The organism is Ensifer sp. YR511 (genome assembly GCF_900103045.1).
In the GTDB taxonomy this organism is placed as follows: Bacteria; Pseudomonadota; Alphaproteobacteria; order Rhizobiales; family Rhizobiaceae; genus Ensifer; species Ensifer adhaerens.
Map to the genome: position 1 here is coordinate 178699 of NZ_FNGR01000011.1, position 21657 is coordinate 200355.

Genomic DNA, 21657 nt, shown 5'->3' on the forward strand with positions numbered 1-21657 from the left:
GGAAAGGAACCACCCCATGAAAATGACCACCGAGGAAGCCTTCGTCAAAGTTCTTCAGATGCATGGCCTCGAACATGCCTTCGGCATCATCGGCTCGGCCATGATGCCGGTGTCGGACCTGTTCCCGAAGGCCGGCATCAAATTCTGGGACTGCGCCCATGAGACCAATGCCGGCATGATGGCCGACGGCTTCAGCCGCGCCACGGGCACGATGTCGGTTGCGATCGGCCAGAACGGCCCCGGCGTCACCGGCTTCATCACCGCGATCAAGACCGCCTACTGGAACCACACGCCGCTTCTGATGGTCACGCCGCAGGCGGCCAACAAGACGATCGGGCAGGGCGGTTTCCAGGAAGTCGACCAGATGGCGATGTTCGAGGAGATGGTCTGCTACCAGGAAGAAGTACGCGATCCCTCGCGTATCCCTGAAGTCCTCAACCGGGTGATCGAAAAGGCCTGGCGCGGCTGTGCGCCGGCGCAGATCAACATTCCGCGCGACTACTGGACGCAGGTGATTGACGTCGACTTGCCGGCGATCGTTCGCTTCGAGCGCCCGGCTGGTGGCCCGCAGGCGATTGCCGAAGCGGCCAAGCTTTTGTCCGAGGCAAAATTCCCGGTCATTCTCAACGGCGCCGGCGTCGTCATCGGCAATGCCATCTCCGATTCCATGAAGCTCGCCGAGCGTCTCGACGCGCCAGTCTGCTGCGGCTACCAGCACAATGACGCCTTCCCGGGGAGCCATCGCCTGTCGGTCGGCCCGCTCGGCTACAACGGCTCGAAGGCTGCGATGGAGCTGATCTCCAAGGCCGATGTTGTCTTGGCGCTCGGCACGAGGCTCAATCCGTTCTCGACGCTTCCGGGCTACGGCATCGACTACTGGCCGAAGAACGCCTCGATCATCCAGGTCGACATCAACGCCGACCGGATCGGGCTTACCAAGAAGGTGTCGGTCGGCATCTGCGGCGATGCCAAGCAGGTCGCCCGCCAGATCCTGGAGCTGCTCTCGCCGTCTGCCGGCGATGCCGGCCGCGAGGAGCGCAAGGCCGCGATCCACCAGACCCGCTCGGCCTGGCAGCAGCAACTCTCCTCGATGGATCACGAGGACGATGATCCGGGCACGGAATGGAACGAAAGCGCACGCTCGCGCGAGCCGAACCGCATGTCACCGCGCCAGGCCTGGCGTGCGATCCAGGCGGCCCTGCCGAAGGAAGCGATCATCTCCACCGACATCGGCAACAACTGCGCGATCGGCAATGCCTATCCGACCTTCGAAGCGGGCCGCAAATATCTGGCGCCGGGCATGTTCGGCCCCTGCGGCTACGGTTTCCCGTCGATCGTCGGCGCCAAGATCGGTTGCCCTGATGTGCCAGTGGTCGGTTTTGCCGGTGACGGTGCCTTCGGCATCTCGATGAACGAGATGGGCTCGATCGGCCGCGAGGGATGGCCGGCGATAACGATGGTGATCTTCCGCAACTACCAATGGGGTGCCGAAAAGCGCAACACGACGCTCTGGTACGCCAACAACTTCGTCGGCACGGAGCTCAACCCCAACCTCTCCTACGCCAAGGTGGCGGAAGGCTGCGGCCTGAAGGGCGTGGCGGTCAACACGACCGCAGCTCTCACCGAAGCCCTGTCCACTGCGATCGCCGACCAGAAGAAGGGCGTGACAACCTTCATCGAAGTCATCCTCAACCAGGAGCTCGGCGAACCCTTCCGCCGAGACGCGATGAAGAAGCCGGTGCCCGTTGCCGGTATCGATCGCGCCGACATGCGTCCCCAGAAGCGGGCCTGATCCTCGATTACGTCAAGCCCCGCCCGGTACCCGGGCGGGGCGAAGCCTCCCGCAGATGACCGGAACAGAACCATGACCTTCGTCGCCTCCGTCCACGAACGCTTCCGAAGCGTGCCCTCCGGCTTTGCGGCCTACTGGCCTGGCTTTGCCGTTACCGCGGCGGTGGCCGTCGCTGCCCAATTCCTTTCCGACCACTACGGCGCGCCGGCCATGCTCATGGCGCTCCTGCTCGGCATCGCCTTTCACTTTCTGTCCGAGGAAGGGCGTTGCGTCGCCGGCATCGATTTCTGTGCCAAGAAGGTGCTGCGCATCGGTGTGGCGCTGCTCGGCATGCGCATCAGCGTCGACCTCCTCATCGGGCTTGGCGCAAGCACGATCCTGCTCCTCATCTCAGCCATCGCCGCGACCATCGGCTTCGGCCTGCTTGCCGCAAAGCTTCTCGGGCGTGGCTGGCGGCTGGCGCTTATCACCAGCGGTTCGGTCGCAATCTGCGGAGCGTCTGCAGCGATGGCGATCGCAGCCGTTCTTCCCAAGAACGAGTTCTCCGAGCGCAACCTGATCTTCACCGTGCTTTCGGTCACCGTGCTCTCGACACTTGCGATGATTGCCTATCCGATCCTCGCCCAGACCATGGGGCTCGACGCGCGCGCCACGGGCATCTTCTTCGGTGGCACCATCCATGACGTCGCGCAGGTCGTCGGCGCAGGCTTCTCGGTCTCGCCGGAGGCGGGCGAAACGGCGACGCTCGTCAAGCTGATCCGCGTCACCATGCTGGCGCCGGTCGTGCTCATCTTTTCGCTGTCACTGCGCAAAGTACCGCAGCCTGAGGGCGAGACCGGTAAGCGCCCGCCGCTCTTGCCCGGCTTCGTCGTCGCCTTCCTGATCTTTGCAGCGCTGAATTCCTTCGGTTTCGTGCCGGAACTGGTGGCCAAGGCCGGCATGGAAACGTCGCGCTGGGCGCTGCTTGCCGGCATCGTCGCCGTCGGCATGCGCACGTCGCTTCGCCGCGTGCTCGATGTCGGTGGCGACGCCGTCGCGCTGATCGTCGCCGAAACCGTCTTCATCGCTCTCTTCATCCTCGTCGGCATTCACTATCTGGGGCACGCCTGATGAAACCGCTCGATCGCATTATCGAGGCCGCTAAAGCCGCCCCGCGCCATATCGTGCTCGCCGAGGGCGAAGACCCACGCATCGTCGAAGGCGCCTTGCGCGCCGTGCGCGCCGGTATCGCCAAGATCACGCTCGTCGGCGACAGGAAAATCGTCGCGGAGGAGTTGCACGCCGCCGGCGGCGCACCAGACGAAATCCGCATCGAGGATCCGACTTCGTCTGCGCTGACTGAGCACCTTGCCGTTGCCTACCACGATCTCCGTCGTAGCAAGGGTGTCGACGAAGCGGCCGCGGCAGCAGCCGTACGCTCGCCTCTTGTCTTTGCGGCCATGATGGTCCGCGAGGATCAGGCAGACGGAACGGTCGGGGGCGCTGTCGCCACCACCGCCGATACCGTGCGCGCCGCACTCCAGACCATCGGCCGGGCACCGGATGTCGGACTGGTGTCGAGCTTCTTCCTGATGATGCTCTGCGCGCCGCACCACGAAAAGAAGGGCGCCTTCGTTTTCGCCGATTGCGGGTTGGTTGTGGATCCTGACGCCACAGGCCTTGCCGATATCGCCGTGACCTCGGCACGCTCCTACGAGGCGCTCTCCGGCAAACCGGCGAAGGTGGCGATGCTCTCGTTCTCGACGGCCGGCAGTGCCGCGCATGAGCGCGTTTCGAAGGTGGTGGAGGCGACGCGCCTGGCCCATGCCTCAGCGCCGGGATTGGTGATCGACGGGGAATTGCAATTCGACACCGCTTTTGTCGAGGCCGTCAGCGCGGCAAAGGCGCCGCAATCGGCGCTGCATGGCGAGGCCAATGTCTTTGTCTTCCCCAACCTCGACGCAGCAAACATCGGCTACAAGATCGCCCAGCGCATCGGCGGCGCCACCGCCATCGGCCCGATCCTGCAGGGGCTTGCGAAGCCTGCCAACGATCTCTCGCGCGGCTGCAACGCCGACGACGTCTTCCACATGATCGCCGTCACCGTCGTTCAGGCGTCGGGCGGGCAGTCGACCGGCTAAGTCGCGCAAGTGACAGCGAACCGCCTTGCCGGTTGAGCCTGGCAAAGCTATCACCTTTGGGTCGAATTGGACCATCGGCGGTCTATCGACTGCCGATCTAAAGGAGAGACCGAACAATGACTTGGGCGTCAAGGATCATCTTCTTTCTTACCATGGCCTTCGTATCGTCGGGTATGGCAACAGCAGAGGAGGCCGCGTCTACTGACGATGACCTCACGATCCTATTGAGGGCGGATAAGGGCGCGCTCACGCTCGAATACCGCAAGCCAGGCCAACGTCTCGAAGATGATCCCACCGTCCAATGCGCCGTTGGCGCTCGGTTCACGCTTCCCGCCGGCGCGATGGTGAACCTCGAACTCGTCTCGACGGACATCGTCTATAGCTTCGAAGTACCGGGCTATGTCGAGCAGGTGGATCTCGTGCCCGGCCTCGTGAATTATCGGCAGATCGAGACGCCTGCCGAAACCGGCCAGGCCGACGGCGTGCTTCAAGTGCACCCGGATGGTTTGAAGAAGGCCATCGCAGTGCGCTTCAACAAAGAGCAAAGCGCTTTCGACGCCCGAATGCTGTGCGCCGAATAGGCGCCCGATCTTCCCGCAGCGATCTCGCCGTGCGCGCAGCGAAGCAAAATCCGGTTGCCGTGCAGGCTGTCGGTCACGACGTCATGATGAAGGGCCGGCATGTCTCCGGCGGCAGGCCATCAAGTACAAGTTTTCGGAACGCAGCATCGACTTCCCGGGGAGGCATTTCCGGTCGCTCCTCCAGCCACCAGCGCAGAACGGCGTTGAACGTGGAGACCATGTGACGGATCACGAGGTCACGCGGAAGAGCGGCATGCATCGTGGCGGGGAGCGACTGGCGAAGGACCTCCGCAAGCACCTCGTCAACCGCATCGCGAACGATGCCGCCTCCGCGTCCGCCGGCAAGCGCGACCTGGATGTCCACGTGTTCGGCGACATGCTCGAACAAGGCGCGGCTGGGATCCCACGCCTCTTCTCGCTCCCGCTCGCGTGGCGATGAGATCGTCTTGTCTTTTGCAGTCACCAGCAGATCGCGCAGACGCTCCAGACTGCGTTTCAGAAGGTCGTCTTTCGACGTGAAGTGCGCATAGAACGTCGACCGCCCGATATTCGCCTCGGTCAGGATGTCTTCGACGGTGATCAGTTCGTAGTGCTTGCGGCGTATCAAGGCGAGAAGAGCTTCATAGAGCGCCGTGCGCGTTCGGGCCACGCGTCGATCGATCGGCAAGTTTGTTCTCCTTTTTCCGAACGAGCGCGCGTTGCAGTCCCATTCGGTACACGAGGCGCCCTTCTGTTTCGCAACTTCCGAACACCGTGTTCCGGATCGTGCTAGCCGAATGTCGTCTAGTCAACATCGAGGAACAGCCATGGTTGCGCTTTCTGCAACGTCCCCTCTCTCTTCCCCATTTCGAAAAGCGGGTGCCTGCGCGCTTTTCCTGCTCACCCTGACGAGCCTGCATCACGCCTATGGCGCCTACATCTATGAAACACCGTGGCGTCTCCATATCGTCCAGTTGGCCGTGCCGGCGGCAATAGTCATTGTGGCCGCCCTGTTCGTTGGCCGGTCGAGGAGCGGGACCACGGCTGGACGTGTCGCGACCTGGCTGGCCGCCCTTGTCGTGCTTGCCTTTCCGGTCGCAATGATCGGCATCTACGAGGGCGGCTGGAACCATGTGGTCAAGAACGCCGCCTATTTCGGCTTCGGAACAGATGCAGCACGGTCCCTGTTTCCCGAGCCCGTGTACCGGTTGCCGGATAATTTGCTTTTTGAATTGACGGGGATCGCCCAGTTCCCGCTCGCCGTCATCACCGCGCTGAATACGCTCGCCCTGTTGCGGCGTCCCGTCCGGTGATCGGATTTAGGTGCCGGCGGCCGACCGGTCGTTCGGATAAGGCAACGCTGCGAACAGGCGCCGTCAGGCGATTGTTCGTGCGCTATCCGTCATCAGCTTCAGCCCCAGTGCGCCCACCACGGCGCCGGCGGCGCGGTCGATCCAGGTCTTGGAGCGCAGGTAGACGACCCGCGGGCCGTGGGAGGAAAAGCCGAGGGCGACGATTGCGTACCACGCGAACTCGTTGATGAAGAGCAGCGGGGGCAGGGCGAGAAGCATCCAGGTAGGCGCCGGCGACGGCAACAGCGCGGCGAACATCGAGGCGTAAAAGATCGCCGTCTTCGGGTTGGAGATCTGAACGAAGAGCCCCCGTAGCAGGGATTTCCAGAGCGTGCTCGGCTGGTCGGCGGGTGTCTCGGCAATCACTATCTTCTGCGGTGCGGCCCGCCAGATGCTTATGCCGATCCAGACGAGATAGGCGCCACCGGCGAGCCTCAGGAGGATGTTGAGCCATTCAACCTGAAGAAGGATCGCCGTCAGGCCGGCGACCGCAATACAGGCGAAGAAAAAGCCGCCAATGCCCATGCCGACCGCTGCCATCAATCCATCGGCGCGGGACCGTGCGATCGCGATCCGCGACACCACGATGAAGCTCGGCCCGGGGCTCATGGCTCCAAGCAGGAAGACGCCCAGGATGGAGGCAAGAATTGCAAGTTCATGCATGTCACTATCCTCTCTTTAGAACGCTGCTGCCGCCGACGCAGGGCGAGTATGAAACGCGTTGCGTCATCCCACAATCGGGAATGTCCTCTCCCGCTCTCTCCGTCGAGAGAGCGGGAGACGTTCGTCAAGAATGACCTTCCTCGATCTTCGGGAGGAACCACGCGAGAAGCCCCGCAAGCGGAAGGAACGAGCAGATATAGTAGACCGTTTCGACGCCGTAGCTATCGGCCAGTATCCCGAGAAGCGCTGCCGCAATGCCGCCGAGACCGAAGTTCAAGCCGTAGAACAGCCCGCCGATAAGCCCGATGCGGTTCGGCAACAGCTCGATGGCGTAGATCAGGATCGATGCGAAGGCGCTTGCCATGATCAGGTTGATCATCACCGTCAGCACGCCGGTCCAGAACAGATCGGCATGTGGCAGGATCAGCGTCAGGGGAAGCGGCCCCAGAACCGAGATCCAGATGATCCGGTAGCGTCCGATGCGATCGCCGACAATCCCTCCGATCAGTGCGCCTGCGGCCGAGGCAAGCAGGAAGATGAACAACATCATCTGTGCGGAAGGGATGGAGAGACCGAACTTCTCCATGAGGTAGAAGGTGTAGAACGAGCGGAAACTTTCGCCATAGGCGTTCTTGGTGAACATCAGCAGCGTCAGGACCACCAGAGCGGCGCCAATCGTCGCCGGCGCGTGGCGGATGCTGCCCGCCTTCTTGCTGTCCGCCCGCAGCGCCATGAATGCGGCGCTGATCTCCCGCTGCTTGCCGCCGATCCACGCGAGAAGCACCATTGCCAGCAACGCCAGGGCGGCGAACCAGGCGAGGCTCGGCTGCCCCCAGGGAACGATGATCACCGCGGCAAAAACCGGACCGAGTGCGCCGCCGGCCTGGCCGCCGACCTGAAACAGTCCCTGCGCCAATCCCTGCCGGCCGCCGGCGGCATAGCGCGCCATGCGCGTGGCTTCCGGGTGGAAAATGGACGACCCGATGCCGATCAGCGCGACAGAGACAAGGATCATGGCATAGCTATCGGCAAGGGCGAGGCTGACCAGGCCCGAGAGCGTGAACATCATCCCGACGACTGGCGAATAGGGGGCGGGGTGTTTGTCCGTGACCATGCCGATCGCCGGCTGCAGCAGAGACCCGGCAATCTGGAAGGTCATGGTGATCATGCCGATCTGCACGAAGTCGAGCGCATAGGCGTCCTTCAGGATCGGATAGGCGGCCGGGATCAGCGACTGCATGAGGTCGTTGAGGAGATGGGTGACCCCGAGAACGACCAGGACGGCCAGATGCGTCTTCGGGCGTGTCACGGCAGGGATGGCGACTGTCATGGTTGATTTCTTGACTCCAGGATGCCGTGAAACGGCCTGCGGCGATGCCGCGCGGCGGGGAGCTTATGCATCCTCCGATAGGCGGGCAACCACCGGATGACGCTGCGCGCGAAAAAATGAGCTGTCGGGGCGGGAGGTTAGGCTCGCACGGGCACTTTCTTGGCCAGCCTTCCTCTGAGGACGCCCCGGAGCTTGCCGGCAAGGCGCGGTTCTTGCCCCGCCGCCTCGTTCGCCCCGACTCAGGCCTTCCCCCGCGAGACAGGTCTCACGGCGCTGTCGGCTTTCGGGTGGCAAGGTCCGCGATCGCGAGGAAAACACCGATCGCGAGGAATACGGCAAGGACCAGCGCCGCTCCAGTTGCACCAGTCGCGTCGAGCTGCATCGCAGCAAGCGGCAGCACGGCCAGGATCGTCAGGTTGTTGAGGCTTTCCGAAAGCGAAAGCACCTGACCTTTTTCCTCTCCGGCGAGGCTCGCAAGAATGGCGGTGCTCGTCGGTGCGGCGAGCCCCAAGGCAAAGCCCCATGCCGTCAGGAAAACGAGGTCCCCCGTGAACGACAGGGGGTTGAGCATGAAGCCGCCGACCGCCGCACTCAGGAGGAACAGCGCAACGATCAGCGTGCGATCGTCACCGCGAAACAGCCGTGCGGCTCGGCCGACGCCGAGGTTGCCAAGCAAGAGTCCCAGACCGAAAGCCGAGATGGAGACGCCGGTGGCCGCAACGCCGAGGTCATAACGAAGCCGCAGGACCTCGCCGGCAAGAAGGAAACCGGCGACAGCCGTTCCGTTCCAAAGGCCTTTCGCGGCCAGGGGGCGGATCAAATTGCCACGGCCGAGCCAGACAGGACGCCTCATCTTCGGCACTGGGGGATTTCCCGCCCGGGCGGGAATCGCACTCCGGGCTATGGCAACTGTCGTGAGGCAGCCGGCGGCAGTCACCAGGAAAGGCGCACGCCAATCGAATGCCTCCGTCAGGACGCCGGCGATGACCGGCCCCGAGACGATGCCTGATGTCATGCCGATCATCACCGCTCCCATCGCGGCGGATTGTCGGTGCGCGGGGATGATGTCTGCCACCAGGGCAAAGGCCGTCGGCATCAGAGCCGCCGACGCCAGGCCGCCGAAGACCCGCAGGACGATCGCTGCCCCGAAGCTCGGCGCGATCGTCAGCGCGAGGCCGTCAATCGAGAACAGAACCAGCGACACGAGCAGAAGTCGGCGACGGTCTATGCGATCGGAAAGGTAGCCGAAGATCGGCGCGGCCACGGCATAGGAAAGCGCGTAGCTGCTGACGAGCCATGCGGCGTGCGCCGGCGTCGTCTCGAAGGCCACGGCCAGGGGCGAAAGCATCGCCGACAGCATGAACTCGGTCGCGCCGACAAAGAAAACGGCAAGCGCGAGGGTGGGCAAAATGAAGCGTGAGGGCACGGATTATCGTCCTTGAGCTTGAGAAGCAGGAGAGAACCGGCGCGCGAAGACGTCTAGCCCGTTCGTGGCGCCGGAAGGATCGAAGCGTTTTTTTTGGGGGGGGAGAGTGTCGGCGCTGCGGACCCCGATGGTTCGGGTCATGGCGATGCGAATGAATGCTCGCCTAAGCTGAATACGACAAGGAACCTCTAGCAAAGAGGTTTAGGGAACACAACACTTCTTCCCGATCGGTATCGGAAACGAACCGCTGGGTGGCCCGCCGCGCTATCGCGCGACCGGCCCATTCAGGCGCTCGTGGTCAAGGCAGACCCTGGCCTCACATGATCTGCGGTGGAACGCTCAGACCTGCCGGTCAATCGGCCGGTCCAGCGCCCAGCGTCCGATCCCATGGGCGCTGAGATAGGCAAAGACGCCGATCCATACCGTCGAAAGCTGAAAGCCCGTGCCGCGCGGGATCATCACCACAACCAGAATGACGATCATCTGGATGAAGAGCATGAAGGCGAGGGCGCGCGTCAGAAGCCCGAGCGCAATTGCGATACCGCCGAAAAGCTCCAAGGCGATAGTCAGATAGGCGAGCGGCCGGATCGAGGCCCCGACTCTGGAAAAGCTCGATGTCACGGGGCATGTCGCCGTTGAAGAGCTTTTCCCAGCCGAACCAGCTCACGACTTCACCCGTTGTGATCCTCAGCATCAAGTAATGCGACAAAGGCCGCGGTGAGGTTGAAGATCAGATAAAGTCCGGTGCTGCTCCCAGATCCGGCAGAACCATGGCATTCGCATGCGTGGTAGCCTGTGTCGCGGGAAGTTCCTTCCATGAATGAGCATTCGTTGTGAGGAGATGCGTGCGGCTCAGCACATGCCGCCGTTTGCCCGGATGACCTGGCCATTGATCCACGCGCCTTCCGGTCCGGCGAGGAACGAGACGACACGGGCGATATCCTCGGGTTCAGCGAGCCGTTCGAGGGGGTTCATCTTTGCCATGCGGTCCAGCAGTTCAGGGCTCTTTCCGCTCAGGAAAAGCTCCGTCGCGACAGGCCCGGGGGCGATCGCGTTCACGCGAATTCCGCGGCCACGCATCTCTTGGGCCAGCACCTGGGTCAGTCCTTCGACCGCCGCCTTGGTGGCAATGTAGATGCCATAGGTCGGCAGGCGCATTCCAATCACGCTCGACGAGACGTTGATGATCCGGCCGTCGTTGCGCAGTCGTTTCGCCGCCTCGCGGCAGACGTTGAACGTGCCCTTCAGGTTTATCGCGATGGTGTCGTCGACGACGTCGTCGGTGACGTCGGCAATCGGTGCAAGCTTCATGATGCCGGCGCTGTTTACGACGACGTCCACCCCGCCGAAGGCTTGCGTGGCCGTGTCGAACATCGCGGCAACCGCGCCGGCGTCGCTGACATCCGCTTGAATGACGCGTGCGTCGCCACCGCCGCCGATGATTTCGTCCGCGACCGCCTTGGCCGCCTCAGTGCGTCCCGCACAGTTCACGACAATCTTGAAGCCGTCACGGGCGAGGGCGCTGGCGATTTCCGCCCCAATGCCCCGCGACGCTCCGGTAACCAGCGCAACCTTGTTGCTGTTGCTCATGTGCCAAGCCTTTCAGGTGTTCCGTCTATTGATCGCGAGGAGGATACGCCTGGCATGAGAGAAGAAAAATGCATAATTCGCAGGAGATAAATTACTGAAAGTATGAGTTGTCATGACGTTTGATGCGCGCTTGCTCAGCGGGATCGGAGTGCTTTTAGCAGTCGTCGAGGCCGGCAGCTTTGCCCGGGCCGGTGAAGCAATGGGGTTGACTCAGCCTGCGGTCAGCCGCGCAGTGGCCCGATTGGAGGAGCGCGTCGGCATACGTATTTTCAATCGAAGCGCCCGGGCAATCTCGCTGACGGACGAGGGGCGGCGCTTTTATGAACTCGTCGCGCCACTTCTTTCGGCAATCGAGGAGGCCGCGATCATGGCCGGCGGCACCAAAACGCACGTGCGTGGCAAGCTGCGGATCAATGTCGATGGGACCTTCGGGCACTTCGTGCTCGCCCCGAGGATCAATGACTTTCTCGAACGCTATCCGGAACTGTCGGTCGAGATCTTCGTGCGTGACTCGATCGGCGATTTTGTCGGCGAGGGGACGGACGTTGCCGTACGCTTCGGCGAGCCTGGCGCCTATTCTATGCATACGGAACTGCTGCTGGAAACGCGTGTGTTCACCTGTGCGTCGGCGCAATACCTAAAGAAATATGGCAGGCCGCAAGTGCCAGGCGATCTTTTGCACGGGCACCAATGCGTCCTCATCCGCGACCCGGCGACCGGGCGCCCCTTCGCCTGGGAGTTTCAGAGCCGTGGCGAAGCCGTACCGTTCGCGGCGACCGGCCGGGTCATGGTCAATGACACGGGCTCGCTGATTGCCGCCTGCCGCAGCGGCGCGGGGATCGCGCAATTGCTCGAGCTCTATGTCAGGAACGAATTGTCGGACGGCGGTTTGATCCAGATCCTGCCGGACTGGTCAGAAGAAACCTTTCCGCTCCATGCCTATTATCGCCGCTCGGACCTGATGCCTGCAAAACTCTGCGCCTTTCTTGACTTCGTACGCGAGATCGTCGCTTAGCTGCTTCGGATCGCTCTATCCGGCGTTGGGCCGCCACCGCACATGCTCGATGAGGGCGCGCAGCTTCGGCGCAAGGTTCCGCCGATTGGGAAAGTAGAGATAAAAGCCCGCGAACGGCGGGAAATAGTCCTCGAGAAGCGGCACCAGTTGTCCCGCGGAAACATAGGGTCTGAAGGTTTCCTCCATGCCGAAGGTTATGCCGCCTCCGGCGCAGGCGGTCCGGATCATCAGCGACATGTCGTTGGTGGTGATCTGCGGGTTCACCGCCACGTCGAACTCGCGCCCATCCTTGCCGAACTCCCAGCGATAAGGTGCAGTTTGAGGCGCCGGACGCCAACCGATGCAGCGGTGCAGCGCGAGGTCCGATGGCTGCAAAGGCTTGCCGAAGCGTTCGATATAGGATGGCGCCGCGACAGCGGTCTGGCGTTGCTCGGCCGATACCGGGACTGCGATCATGTCCTGCTCGATGACTTCGCCGAGCCGCACCCCGGCATCATAGCCTTGGGCCACGATGTCGAACTCCTCGTCCGTGACGGTCACATCGATCTGGATCGTGGGGTAGGCCTCGGCAAAGCTTGCGAGCAGCGCCCCTGATATAAACCTTTCGGCGATCGAGGACACCGCCAGCCGCAACAGCCCGGTTGGGGCCATGTCCCGGTCGGCTGTGGCGTCCAGGGCCAGGCCGACCTCCGCGAGGGCTGGGGCAACGCGCAAGTAAAGTTGCGCGCCAGCCTCCGTAAGGCTGACGCTGCGTGTCGTCCGCTGCACGAGTGCAACGCCGAGCCGATCTTCCAGCCGCCGCAGAGACTGGCTTACGGCCGATCGGGTAACGCCCAGATGCTCGGCAGCCGCGCGAAAACTCCGCGCCTCGGCGACGGCCATGAAGACGGAGATGGCATTAAGATCGACGGCCATTGGACGGCTCAACTTACCAGTGTCGGTGTGATTGGGCAGAGTGATGATGCAATCTTGGCCCGCCGATCGACAACCTTCAAGGCATCAAAGAATGTCACCGCGAGTTCTACCGCGCCTGTGATCGCCTCCAGAAGGCTTGCCGCGATCGCAAGAGCCCGGCAGAGCCTTCACTTCTTCCCCACCTCCCGCGCGAGAAACGGCGCAATGGACATGCGGCCGCAGAGGCGGGGCGGGAGACACGCGGCAACCATCATTGGCACCAAAGGACCGGGGCGATCCCGGTAACGACGGTCTTCACGTGCTCCCCTTCCGCAATCACCTTTCGCGGTAAAACACCATGCCGCCATGGTGCAGCACGTCATCGATGAACTCGCCATCGGCCGTAAAGCCGGTGTCATCCCAGTAGTCGATCTGGTTGCCGGTCACTTCGTAGCGCCCCTGATAGGCGCTCTTTCGGTTTCCGCGCGCCTCGTCATAACGGCCGTTCGGCAACAGTTCCTGGCGGATCCGCCCGTCCTCGGTCACCCACATGCCGACATAGGGATGATCTGCTTGCTTGCTTTGAGCCTCGCTGCTCATGACGTCCTCCGCGACGGCTTGACGGGAGATCGGCGCGTCGGCAGATGCCAGACCGGCAACAAGGGTGGCGGCGGCAAGCTTGGGGAGATTGTTCATGGCTGCTCTCCCGCAGACTTGTCCTTGCCCGCTTCGGCCCGTTCGGCAAAGAGCTGCGACAAGGATTGCGAGGCAGCAATGGCGCGGGGAAATCCGGCCGGAACGGTTACCATGTAGATGATTTCCTTGAGCTCATCCTCGGAAACACCGATGTTGAGCGCGTATCCGGCATGGACATTCATCAGCTCCGTCAGGCCCATCGCAGCGAAGGCGGCGACCGCCGCCAGTTGCCGCGTCCTGTTGTCGAGACCCGGGCGAGCCCAGACGTCGCCAAGGGCATAGGCCTCGGTCGCATCGGCAAGGAACGGAAACTCCTGCCGCATCCGTTCCAGGTTGGGCTGCGTCACGCCATTGTTGAGGGTCCGGATGACGGCGGCGCCGCGTTCGCGACGCTCCTCCAGGGATTGGGCGAAGGCGACCTCCGGCGAAAGGCCCAGGAAAACCGCCGTACCTGCGGCTGCGAATTGCGATTGAATGCGATCAAGCACGTTTCTCTCCTCGATAGATTGTCTGTTGGGACATCCGACGATCGCGAACGTCGCCGTTCCTCCGGCTATTCGATGCCGGGGAGGGCGCGACAAGCGCGCGTCCTATCCGCGTCTGCTGAATTTGGGGGAGGCGCTGTCATTCGGAGCGCCGAAAGTCAGCGGGCCCTGTCCAGTTCCTCCTCCGTCTTGCGTTGCAGTGTCGACGCAAAAGGTAGGCGGGGAAGATTGGAACGATAAGACGCCGATTTCGATCCATACTGGTAAATCTGACTAACCAGTCGGAATGCTGTTCGGTGGCACGCTCATCGCGACCATGTCAGTTATGACAGGCGAATTTTGTTCTCTCGGGTACGGGCCCTTGGCGTGATTGCGGCGGCACCACCGTTTGACTTCGAAATCACTTACAAGAACGCGCCAGCCTCGCGGCTCAGCGCGTCGATCAGCAGGCGGACACCGGGCAGCATGCCGCGGCTCGGTTCCCTCGGCGACCATCCTGCGGCCGATTACGGCTGGCAGGCGGCCGATGCCGATCCCGGCCTCGATAGCCTCCGAGATGGCGCGGACGCTGTTGGCACACATGCGCGGCTTGAACTCAACCTTCACCGGGTCTTGCGCCGCATGGTGAAGTGTCCAGGTCTGGCTTTCGCCCGGTGCGATCTGCCCGCCGATCAACGGATAGGTTGTTAGGTCGGAAGGCAGCAATGACATGCCGTGCGCCGCGATCAGCGCCGGTGCTGCAAAGATAGACGCTTCGGTGCGTCTGATCTTGCGGGCGATCAGGGACGAATCCTCGAGATTGCCGATCCTCGGGAACATTCCGCCTCTCGACCTCGGCATGGACAATCTCCAGATGATCCGCAACGCCCAATTCCCGCCGGCGCTATCGCCGCTGGCCGTCCAGCCACAGGAACGCTTCATCGCGGGCGGCGAGGGAAATCCGAAGCTGCGGGTCGTCGTTCTGGATCCGGCGCCGGAGCGCCCGAACAAGCCGGCAATCCTGCATCTTCACGGTGGTGGACTGGTCGTTGGCAAGCCCGAAGTCGCCGTTCCCGAACTGCAGCAATTGTCCGCGGAACTGGGCGCGCTTATCGTTTCGGTCGACTACCGCCTTGCACCCGAGCATCCGTTCCCGGCTGGGCTCGACGACGCATACGCGGCGCTCGGCTGGTTGCATCAGGCTGCGGTCGAACTTGGCGTTGATAGGAAGCGGATCGCCGTGATGGGCGAGAGTGCCGGCGCCGGGCTTGCCGCTGCCGTCTCGCTGAGGGTACGTGACCGCGGCGAGTGGCCGATCCGCTTCCAGTTGTTGCGTTATCCAATGCTCGACGACCGCACTGTGTTGCGCTTGCCACCGGCTCACGTCGGAACCTTCATCTGGAACGCGCAGTCGAATGCTTTTGGCTGGACTTCCCTGCTCGGTCGCAAGCCGCTGATGGCGGAACCACCGGCGGAGGCGGCTCCGGCACGCGCCGTCGATCTTGCCGGCCTACCACCCACCTGGATCGGCGTTGGCACACTCGACCTGTTCGCACAGGAATCGATACATTTCGCATCCCGTCTCGTCGTGGCCGGCGTGCCGGTCGAAATGTCCGTGGTTCCCGGCGCCTATCACGGCTTCGACACGATGGTACCGCAGGCGCGCATCTCGGCGGATTTCATCGCCGGCTGGAAATCGGCGCTGAGCCGATCTTTGGAAGTCGACTAAGGGGCAGGCGCACTGCACGGTTCGCGCCGCATGACTGCCAGGGCGCAAGAGGCTTTCCGCCCGAAGGCGGCATCTCGCTTGACGACCGCCGCCATTTCTTCCGATAGGGTCAATCTACGAGCAGGTGTGCGGGGAGGTGGCGACTGTGGCAATGCTCTTTGTTCCGGGCTTCATGCTCGACGCCGATCTCTGGCGCGATGTGGTTCCCGCACTCGGCGAGTACGGTCCCGCGACCTATGCCGACCTGTCGCAAGACGGCTCGATCGAAGCCATGGCCCGTCGCACGCTGATGGATGCCCCGGATCGCTTCATACTCACCGGTTTCTCCATGGGAGGCTACGTCGCCCGGGAAATCGTCCGGCAGGCGCCCGACCGGGTGACCGCACTGATCCTCATTGCCACGTCCGCGCGCGGCGACAGCGACGTCGAGCGCCAGCGAAAGGCTGTCGTCGCCGGGCAGGCCGCTGGCACGGCATTCAAGGGGCTCAGCCGATCGGCTATCCTCTCGTCCCTGCACCCCGACAATGCGGGGCGGACCGATATCCTCGATCGCATCCAGGCGGCAGGCCATCGAATGGGAGGCGACGCCTTTCGCCGACAATCTCTCATCGAGCGGAGGGACGAACGGGACGCTCTGGCGTCGATCCAGTGCCCAAGCCTGGTCATTGCCGGCGAAGAGGATCGGTTGAGGTCGCGCGCCGAAACGCTGGAGCTTCACAATGGGCTCGTCGGCTCAAGCTTCGAGGTCGTCGCCGACACTGGCCACATGGTCCCGATGGAAGCGCCGCAACGCCTCGCCACCATCATTCGGGAATGGCTCGCTCAACAGAAGGCCGAAGCGTAACGCGCCCGAGCCAAACTCCACCGTTCGCCTCCCGTTGTCACCCAATTCTTGCCGTTTGCAGCCCTGGCCGTTCCAAATCCGGCGGGTGTCACGCTTGGGTTGAGGACGCTTTGGCAGTCTCGCCAAGCAGGACGTTCCACGGAGGAGAAGGATAGCAACCCGGCATTTCCGCTCACCCTCCACTTCGGTTACAGGACAGCTAGAAGAACGCTGTTGACAAAACACACCGATGACTGGCAAATGTCAGAAATGTACAGAGGACGCGGGTTGTCGGTTGGTTTTCAGGGGAGACAGGAGCCTGGAGCCGAAGAACCGGGAAGCATTTCCGTCTGCACAGATGCCAGCATGGGAGGGGACATCGTGGCTTTTCAGATGGATCGGCAGCTCGGCTTTCTCGCCACCGTGAACGTTGCTGCCATTGTGGCCGGTGCGGTGCTCGTCGGCGCCAGTTTCGTCGAGCTCTATAACTTCCAGTCCATGGCCTCGCAGGTTCCCGAACTGGGCTTCCTCGCTCTTGGCGTCATGCTGGCCATGATGTCCGGCAACGGCGGCATCGACCTTTCCGGCATCGCGCTTGCCAATCTCTCGGGCGTTGCCGCCTACTTCTTTCTGCGCGACGTGATTCCCGCCGACGAGGCTCCGCTTCTCTTCACCTGGAGCCTGATCGGCTTAGCGCTTGGCGTCGGCCTTGTCGGCGGCATGCTGAACGGTTTCCTGATCGCGAAGGTTGGATTGACGCCGATCATCGCCACGCTCGGCACGCAATTGCTCTTTACCGGCCTGGCGATCGTTCTCACCAATGGTTCGGCGCTCAGCATCGGCTATGTCGAGCCGCTCGACGATTTCGGTAATGCCACGATCCTGAGCGTGCCCCAATGCTTCGCTCTGTTCCTGGTCGTCGCGCTCGCGATCGGCGCCATCCTGCGTTTCACGCCCTTCGGCCAACGTCTGCTTCTGCTCGGCAACAATGCCAAGGCGGCGCGCTACGCGGGCATCCCGGAAAAGCGCATCCTGTTCCTGACCTATACGGTTTGTGGGCTATTGGCGTCGGTTGCCGGCATCGTCATTGCCGCGCGCACCTCGAGCGTGAAGTGGGACTACGGCACCTCCTATGTCCTCATCGCTATCCTGATCGCCGTCATGGCCGGCGTTCGCCCCGAGGGCGGCTATGGGCGAGTCATCTGCGTCGTGCTTTCGGCGACGTCGCTGCAGATGCTCTCCAGCCTGTTCAACTTCATGAACATCTCGAACTTCTTCCGAGACCTCGCCTGGGGCGTTCTTCTGCTCGTGTTCATCACCACCTCCGGCTTCGACTTCAGAGCCTGGTTCAGGGCCGTCCGCAGCTAACCCCGTTTCCGTCCGGGCCGGGCGCGAGCCTTCGCGCGCCACCGCTCTTTCCTTTCGAAGGCGCAATGGGAGGAACTATGCCTGATTTTCGTAAAATTGCCGCCTGCACCGTGGCACTCAGCACCATCTGGGGTGCCGCGGCGGCCACGGCCGAGGAGAAGCCCAGCATCGTGACCGTCGTCAAGGTCACCGGCGAGAACTGGTTCACGCGCATGGCCGAGGGCGTTACCGCCTATGGCAACGACAACGACACGGTTGCCACGAGCCAGATCGGTCCGGGCAAGGCCGACGCCGCCCAGCAGGCCCGCCTGATCGAGGATCTTGTCGCCAAGAAGGTCAGCGCTATCGCCGTCGTGCCGATGGATGCGTCGTCGCTCGAAGGCGTGCTGAAGCGCGCCGCCCAGCGCGGCATCAAGGTGATCACCCACGAGGCCGACAGCATGAAGAACACGCTCGTCGATATCGAAGCCTTCGAGAACAAGGCGTTCGGCGCCCGCTTCAACGAGAAGATCGCCGAGTGCATGGGCAAATCAGGAAAGTGGACGTCCTTCGTCGGTTCGCTCGGCAGCCTGACGCATGTCCAGTGGGCTGACGGCGGCGCCGAAAACGCCAAGAAGTACCCAGAAATGGAGCTGGTCTCGGAGAAGAACGAATCCTTCAACGACGCCAACCGCGCCTATGAGAAGGCCCGCGAGATCCTGCGCAAATATCCTGACATCAAGGGCTTCCAGGGCGGTTCGGCCATCGACGTCATCGGTATCGGCCGCGCCGTCGAAGAGGCCGGCCTGCAGGACAAGACCTGCGTGTTCGGCATCGGCCTGCCGAAGGATACCGGTTCCTATCTCGAATCCGGCGCCGTGGACGGCATCAGCTTCTGGGATCCGAAGGATGCCGGCTACGTCATGAACAAGGTCGCCGACATGGTCATCAAGGGCGAAGAGATCAAGGACGGCATGAATCTCGGCGTGCCCGGCTACGAGAAGGTGTCGGTCAAGAAGGGTGCTGGTGACGGCATCATCGTCGTCGGCGAGGCCTGGGTCGACGTCGACAAGTCCAACTACGGCAAGTACCCGTTCTGATCGGCTCAACCGATCAAAGCCGTCGCGCCGTAGGTCGGCGCGGCGGCATGCCCCTCGAACGCCTCTCCATGCACCATCAGGACAAAGCCATGCAGCCCCAGCCCATTGGCGGTGAACCGCATCTCAAGCCCGCGACCCCGTTTCTGGAGGTGCGCAACATCGAGAAGCACTTTGGTGGCGTGCGCGCGCTCAAGGGCGTGAGCCTTTCGATCGAGGCCGGCAACATTTATCACCTGATGGGTGAGAACGGCTGCGGAAAGAGCACGCTCATCAAGATCATCTCCGGCGCTCAAGGCGCTGACGCCGGCCAGCTCCTGATCGACGGCGAGACCGTCGCCGGGCTGACGCCGGTCGCAGCTCTCGCTAAAGGCATCGAAACCGTCTACCAGGATTTCTCGCTGCTTCCCAATCTCTCCGTCGCCGAGAATATCGGCCTGACGCAGCAGTTGGTGTCCTCCTCGGGCAAGCTCGCACGGCGGCTCGACAGAGCGAAGATGCGGGCGACGGCCGAACGCGCCCTTGCGGCGGTGGGCCTGCCGGCGAGCAGGGCCTTTCTTTCGACGCGGACGGACGAGTTGCCGATGGCGACCCGGCAGCTGATCGCGATCGCCCGTGCAATCGCCTCCGATGCCCGCCTCGTCATCATGGACGAGCCGACCACGGCGCTGACCAAACACGAGGTCGACAATCTCCTCGGCGTCGTCGACCGATTGCGCGCCAAGGGCGTCGCCGTCCTGTTCGTCACCCACAAGCTCGACGAATGCAAATCGCTCGGCGGTCGGGCGATCATCATGCGCGATGGCCAGAAAGTCGCCGAATGCGACGTCGAAACCCATTCCAAGGCCGATCTTGCCTTCTGGATGACGGGCAAGGTGCTGGACGATACGCGCCAGCGCTCCGCCGTCACGCTCGGCGAGAAGCTGCTCAATGTCGAAAAGCTCTCACGAACCGGATTTTTTGCAGACGTGTCCTTGTCGCTGCACAAGGGCGAGATCATCGGCATTACCGGCCTGCTCGATTCCGGGCGCAACGAACTGGCGCTTGCGCTCGCCGGCGTTTCGCCGGCCGACGGCGGCGGTGTATTTCTCGAAGGCAACGAGATCCGCCTTGGCAAACCCGCCGATGCGATCGCTTCCGGGATTGGCTACGTTCCCGAGGACCGGCTCTCGGAGGGATTGTTCCTTTCGCAATCGATCAAGGACAATATCGTGGTTCCGGTCCTCGACCGGCTGCGCAATGCCTTCGGCATCGTCGACGGGCGCCGCAGCCGAGCGCTCGCCGAGCGCACGGTCGACGACCTTCAGGTCGTCTCGGCCGGCGTCGACAAGCCGGTGCAGTCGTTGTCCGGCGGCAACCAGCAGCGCGTGCTCATCGGGCGCTGGCTGACGATCGAACCAAAACTGCTCATCCTGCACGGCCCGACCGTCGGCGTCGACGTCGGCTCCAAGGACACGATCTATCGGATCATCCAGCGGCTCGCCGGCGACGGCATGGGCGTCATCATCATCAGCGACGACCTGCCCGAACTGCTGCAGAACTGCGACCGCATCATGGTTATGCGCAAGGGTCGAGTCGTCAAAACCTTTGCCGCCGAGGGGCTGGCGGAAGACGTTCTCTCCCGCGCGCTGACCGACGATACCATTGCGAGGCTTCAATGAGCGAAACCACCTTCTCCCCGGCAGCACCCCGGTCTGAAAGCGCGGGCGCCGTTGCCGGCATCTGGACGTGGCTTATGCGCCACCCACCGGCCTTCACGCTGATCCTGATCGTCGCGGTTTCGCTCGTCGTCGGTGCAATCAACACGGACTTCTGGCAGGTGTCGAACCTTTTCGACATCCTGCGTGCGTCCGTCGTCCGCGGCCTCTTCGCGCTCGGCGTGCTCGTCGTCCTTGCCTCCGGTGGCATCGACGTCTCGTTCACGGCGATTGCCGCCTTCGTCATGTACGCCGTCACCATGCTGGTCGTGAATGTCGTGCCCGACATGCCGATCGTCGCGATCCTCGCGCTCGGCGCAATCGGCGGCGCCTGTTTCGGCGCGCTCAACGGCGTTCTGGTTCACGCGCTCAAGGCGCCGTCTCTGATCGTGACGATCGGCACGCAATATGTCATCCGCAGCTTCTTGCTCACCTTTGTCGGCACGGCGCTGTTCATGAACATTCCGGCGGCAATGGACGCGTTCGGAAAGCTTGCGCTCTTCACCCATCACAGCGCCAACGGTTCGACTTCGACGCTGCCGGCCTTCGTGCTCATCCTCGCCATTGCTTCGCTCGTCACCTGGTGGATCCTTGAGCGCACCCTCATCGGCCGTGCAGTCTACGCCGTCGGCGGAAACGCCGGTGTGGCCGAGCGGCTCGGCTACAACCTGCGCACGGTCCGTATCTTTGTCTTTGCCTATGCGGGACTTCTCGCCGGCATCGCCGGGATCATTCACGTCTCCAGCAACCGCCTGGCGAACCCGTTCGATCTCGCCGGCGCCGAACTCGAAATCATCGCCGCGGTGGTCCTCGGCGGCGCGCGTATCACCGGCGGCTCCGGCAGCGTCATCGGCACGCTTCTGGGCGTCGTGCTGATCACGCTCGTCAGTAACGTCCTCATTCTCGTCGGCATTCCGAGCACCTGGCAGCTCGTCATCGTCGGTATTTTTATCATTCTCGCCGGCGCGATCTTCTCGATCCGCGGCAGACAATCCTGACGGCTGGCCCCGGGGCCGCCAAGCGCGGTCAGGGCCGGCGTCATTCGACAACCCTGTTTCCTTG

Annotated in this window: 22 protein-coding genes; 12 read left to right on the forward strand and 10 right to left on the reverse strand. The window is 63.0% G+C overall.

Going from position 1 to position 21657, the window contains the following annotated elements; genetic code table 11:
* The first annotated feature begins 16 nt into the window (after positions 1-16).
* From xsc to BLU15_RS19925, 4 genes are all read left to right on the forward strand, one after another.
* Positions 17-1792: a sulfoacetaldehyde acetyltransferase gene (gene xsc / locus BLU15_RS19910; protein ID WP_034790425.1), complete on the forward strand. Its 1776-nt coding sequence runs from the start codon at positions 17-19 to the stop codon at positions 1790-1792.
* Positions 1793-1864: 72 nt separating this feature from the next.
* Complete coding sequence (locus tag BLU15_RS19915; protein WP_034790424.1) at positions 1865-2902, forward strand: YeiH family protein; 1038 nt, start codon at positions 1865-1867, stop codon at positions 2900-2902.
* Positions 2902-3912 (forward strand): phosphate acetyltransferase, encoded by a 1011-nt coding sequence (gene pta, locus BLU15_RS19920; protein ID WP_034790423.1) that lies wholly within the window; start codon positions 2902-2904, stop codon positions 3910-3912. Before BLU15_RS19915 ends, pta begins: the two co-directional genes overlap by 1 nt.
* A 116-nt stretch (positions 3913-4028) precedes the next feature.
* Positions 4029-4493 carry a cupredoxin domain-containing protein gene (locus BLU15_RS19925; RefSeq protein WP_090297355.1) on the forward strand — a complete coding sequence of 155 codons (465 nt, stop codon included), beginning with the start codon at positions 4029-4031 and terminating at the stop codon, positions 4491-4493.
* Positions 4494-4566: 73 nt separating this feature from the next.
* Here the strand turns inward: BLU15_RS19925 and BLU15_RS19930 are convergent, their stop codons facing one another.
* Positions 4567-5160: a TetR/AcrR family transcriptional regulator gene (locus tag BLU15_RS19930; protein ID WP_176960312.1), complete on the reverse strand. Its 594-nt coding sequence runs from the start codon at positions 5158-5160 to the stop codon at positions 4567-4569.
* 139 nt (positions 5161-5299) lie between these two features.
* Between BLU15_RS19930 and BLU15_RS19935 the strand changes: the two genes are divergently transcribed.
* The gene (locus BLU15_RS19935; RefSeq protein ID WP_034790421.1) at positions 5300-5785 is read left to right on the forward strand and encodes a hypothetical protein; all 486 of its coding nucleotides are present in this window, start codon (positions 5300-5302) and stop codon (positions 5783-5785) included.
* Between the two features lie 63 nt (positions 5786-5848).
* Here BLU15_RS19935 and BLU15_RS19940 read toward each other — a convergent pair whose 3' ends face one another.
* The 5 genes from BLU15_RS19940 to BLU15_RS19960 all read right to left on the reverse strand — a co-directional run bounded on the left by BLU15_RS19940 (position 5849) and on the right by BLU15_RS19960 (position 10833).
* Entirely contained in the window at positions 5849-6487 is a 639-nt protein-coding gene (locus BLU15_RS19940) for a LysE family translocator (RefSeq protein WP_060582249.1), read from the reverse strand.
* 124 nt (positions 6488-6611) lie between these two features.
* Positions 6612-7817 (reverse strand): MFS transporter, encoded by a 1206-nt coding sequence (locus tag BLU15_RS19945; protein ID WP_090297361.1) that lies wholly within the window; start codon positions 7815-7817, stop codon positions 6612-6614.
* 265 nt (positions 7818-8082) lie between these two features.
* Complete coding sequence (locus BLU15_RS19950; RefSeq protein WP_090297363.1) at positions 8083-9243, reverse strand: MFS transporter; 1161 nt, start codon at positions 9241-9243, stop codon at positions 8083-8085.
* A 339-nt stretch (positions 9244-9582) separates the two neighbouring features.
* Complete coding sequence (locus BLU15_RS19955) at positions 9583-9864, reverse strand: DoxX family protein (protein WP_060610703.1); 282 nt, start codon at positions 9862-9864, stop codon at positions 9583-9585.
* 231 nt (positions 9865-10095) lie between these two features.
* Positions 10096-10833, reverse strand: coding sequence for an SDR family oxidoreductase (locus tag BLU15_RS19960; protein ID WP_090297365.1), 738 nt, complete (start codon positions 10831-10833; stop codon positions 10096-10098).
* Between the two features lie 112 nt (positions 10834-10945).
* Here BLU15_RS19960 and BLU15_RS19965 point away from each other — a divergent pair, with 112 nt between their 5' ends.
* Positions 10946-11848 carry a LysR family transcriptional regulator gene (locus tag BLU15_RS19965; protein WP_090297367.1) on the forward strand — a complete coding sequence of 301 codons (903 nt, stop codon included), beginning with the start codon at positions 10946-10948 and terminating at the stop codon, positions 11846-11848.
* A 15-nt stretch (positions 11849-11863) separates the two neighbouring features.
* On the opposite strand, the gene BLU15_RS19970 is transcribed toward BLU15_RS19965, so the two are convergent.
* The 4 genes from BLU15_RS19970 to BLU15_RS19985 all read right to left on the reverse strand — a co-directional run bounded on the left by BLU15_RS19970 (position 11864) and on the right by BLU15_RS19985 (position 14742).
* Positions 11864-12763 carry a LysR family transcriptional regulator gene (locus BLU15_RS19970; RefSeq protein WP_060610709.1) on the reverse strand — a complete coding sequence of 300 codons (900 nt, stop codon included), beginning with the start codon at positions 12761-12763 and terminating at the stop codon, positions 11864-11866.
* Between the two features lie 315 nt (positions 12764-13078).
* On the reverse strand, positions 13079-13438 hold the full coding sequence (locus BLU15_RS19975; RefSeq protein WP_060529075.1) for an Atu4866 domain-containing protein: 360 nt from the start codon (positions 13436-13438) through the stop codon (positions 13079-13081).
* Positions 13435-13926, reverse strand: a complete 492-nt coding sequence (locus BLU15_RS19980; RefSeq protein ID WP_090297369.1) for a carboxymuconolactone decarboxylase family protein — start codon at positions 13924-13926, stop codon at positions 13435-13437. Before BLU15_RS19980 ends, BLU15_RS19975 begins: the two co-directional genes overlap by 4 nt.
* 270 nt (positions 13927-14196) lie before the next feature.
* A complete protein-coding gene (locus tag BLU15_RS19985; RefSeq protein WP_176960313.1) occupies positions 14197-14742 on the reverse strand; it encodes a LysR substrate-binding domain-containing protein in 546 nt (181 codons plus the stop codon).
* On the opposite strand from BLU15_RS19985, the gene BLU15_RS19990 reads away from it, so the two are divergent.
* The 6 genes from BLU15_RS19990 to BLU15_RS20015 all read left to right on the forward strand — a co-directional run bounded on the left by BLU15_RS19990 (position 14723) and on the right by BLU15_RS20015 (position 21593).
* Positions 14723-15631 carry an alpha/beta hydrolase gene (locus tag BLU15_RS19990; protein WP_176960314.1) on the forward strand — a complete coding sequence of 303 codons (909 nt, stop codon included), beginning with the start codon at positions 14723-14725 and terminating at the stop codon, positions 15629-15631. The genes BLU15_RS19985 and BLU15_RS19990 overlap by 20 nt on opposite strands.
* A 151-nt stretch (positions 15632-15782) precedes the next feature.
* Complete coding sequence (locus tag BLU15_RS19995; RefSeq protein ID WP_244546781.1) at positions 15783-16475, forward strand: alpha/beta fold hydrolase; 693 nt, start codon at positions 15783-15785, stop codon at positions 16473-16475.
* Positions 16476-16847: 372 nt separating this feature from the next.
* Positions 16848-17822 carry an ABC transporter permease gene (locus BLU15_RS20000; protein ID WP_090297381.1) on the forward strand — a complete coding sequence of 325 codons (975 nt, stop codon included), beginning with the start codon at positions 16848-16850 and terminating at the stop codon, positions 17820-17822.
* A gap of 77 nt (positions 17823-17899) precedes the next feature.
* Positions 17900-18901 carry a substrate-binding domain-containing protein gene (locus tag BLU15_RS20005; protein WP_090297383.1) on the forward strand — a complete coding sequence of 334 codons (1002 nt, stop codon included), beginning with the start codon at positions 17900-17902 and terminating at the stop codon, positions 18899-18901.
* Between the two features lie 89 nt (positions 18902-18990).
* The gene (locus BLU15_RS20010) at positions 18991-20559 is read left to right on the forward strand and encodes a sugar ABC transporter ATP-binding protein (protein ID WP_090297422.1); all 1569 of its coding nucleotides are present in this window, start codon (positions 18991-18993) and stop codon (positions 20557-20559) included.
* A 74-nt stretch (positions 20560-20633) separates the two neighbouring features.
* On the forward strand, positions 20634-21593 hold the full coding sequence (locus BLU15_RS20015) for an ABC transporter permease (protein ID WP_371589963.1): 960 nt from the start codon (positions 20634-20636) through the stop codon (positions 21591-21593).
* The last annotated feature ends 64 nt before the right edge of the window (positions 21594-21657 follow it).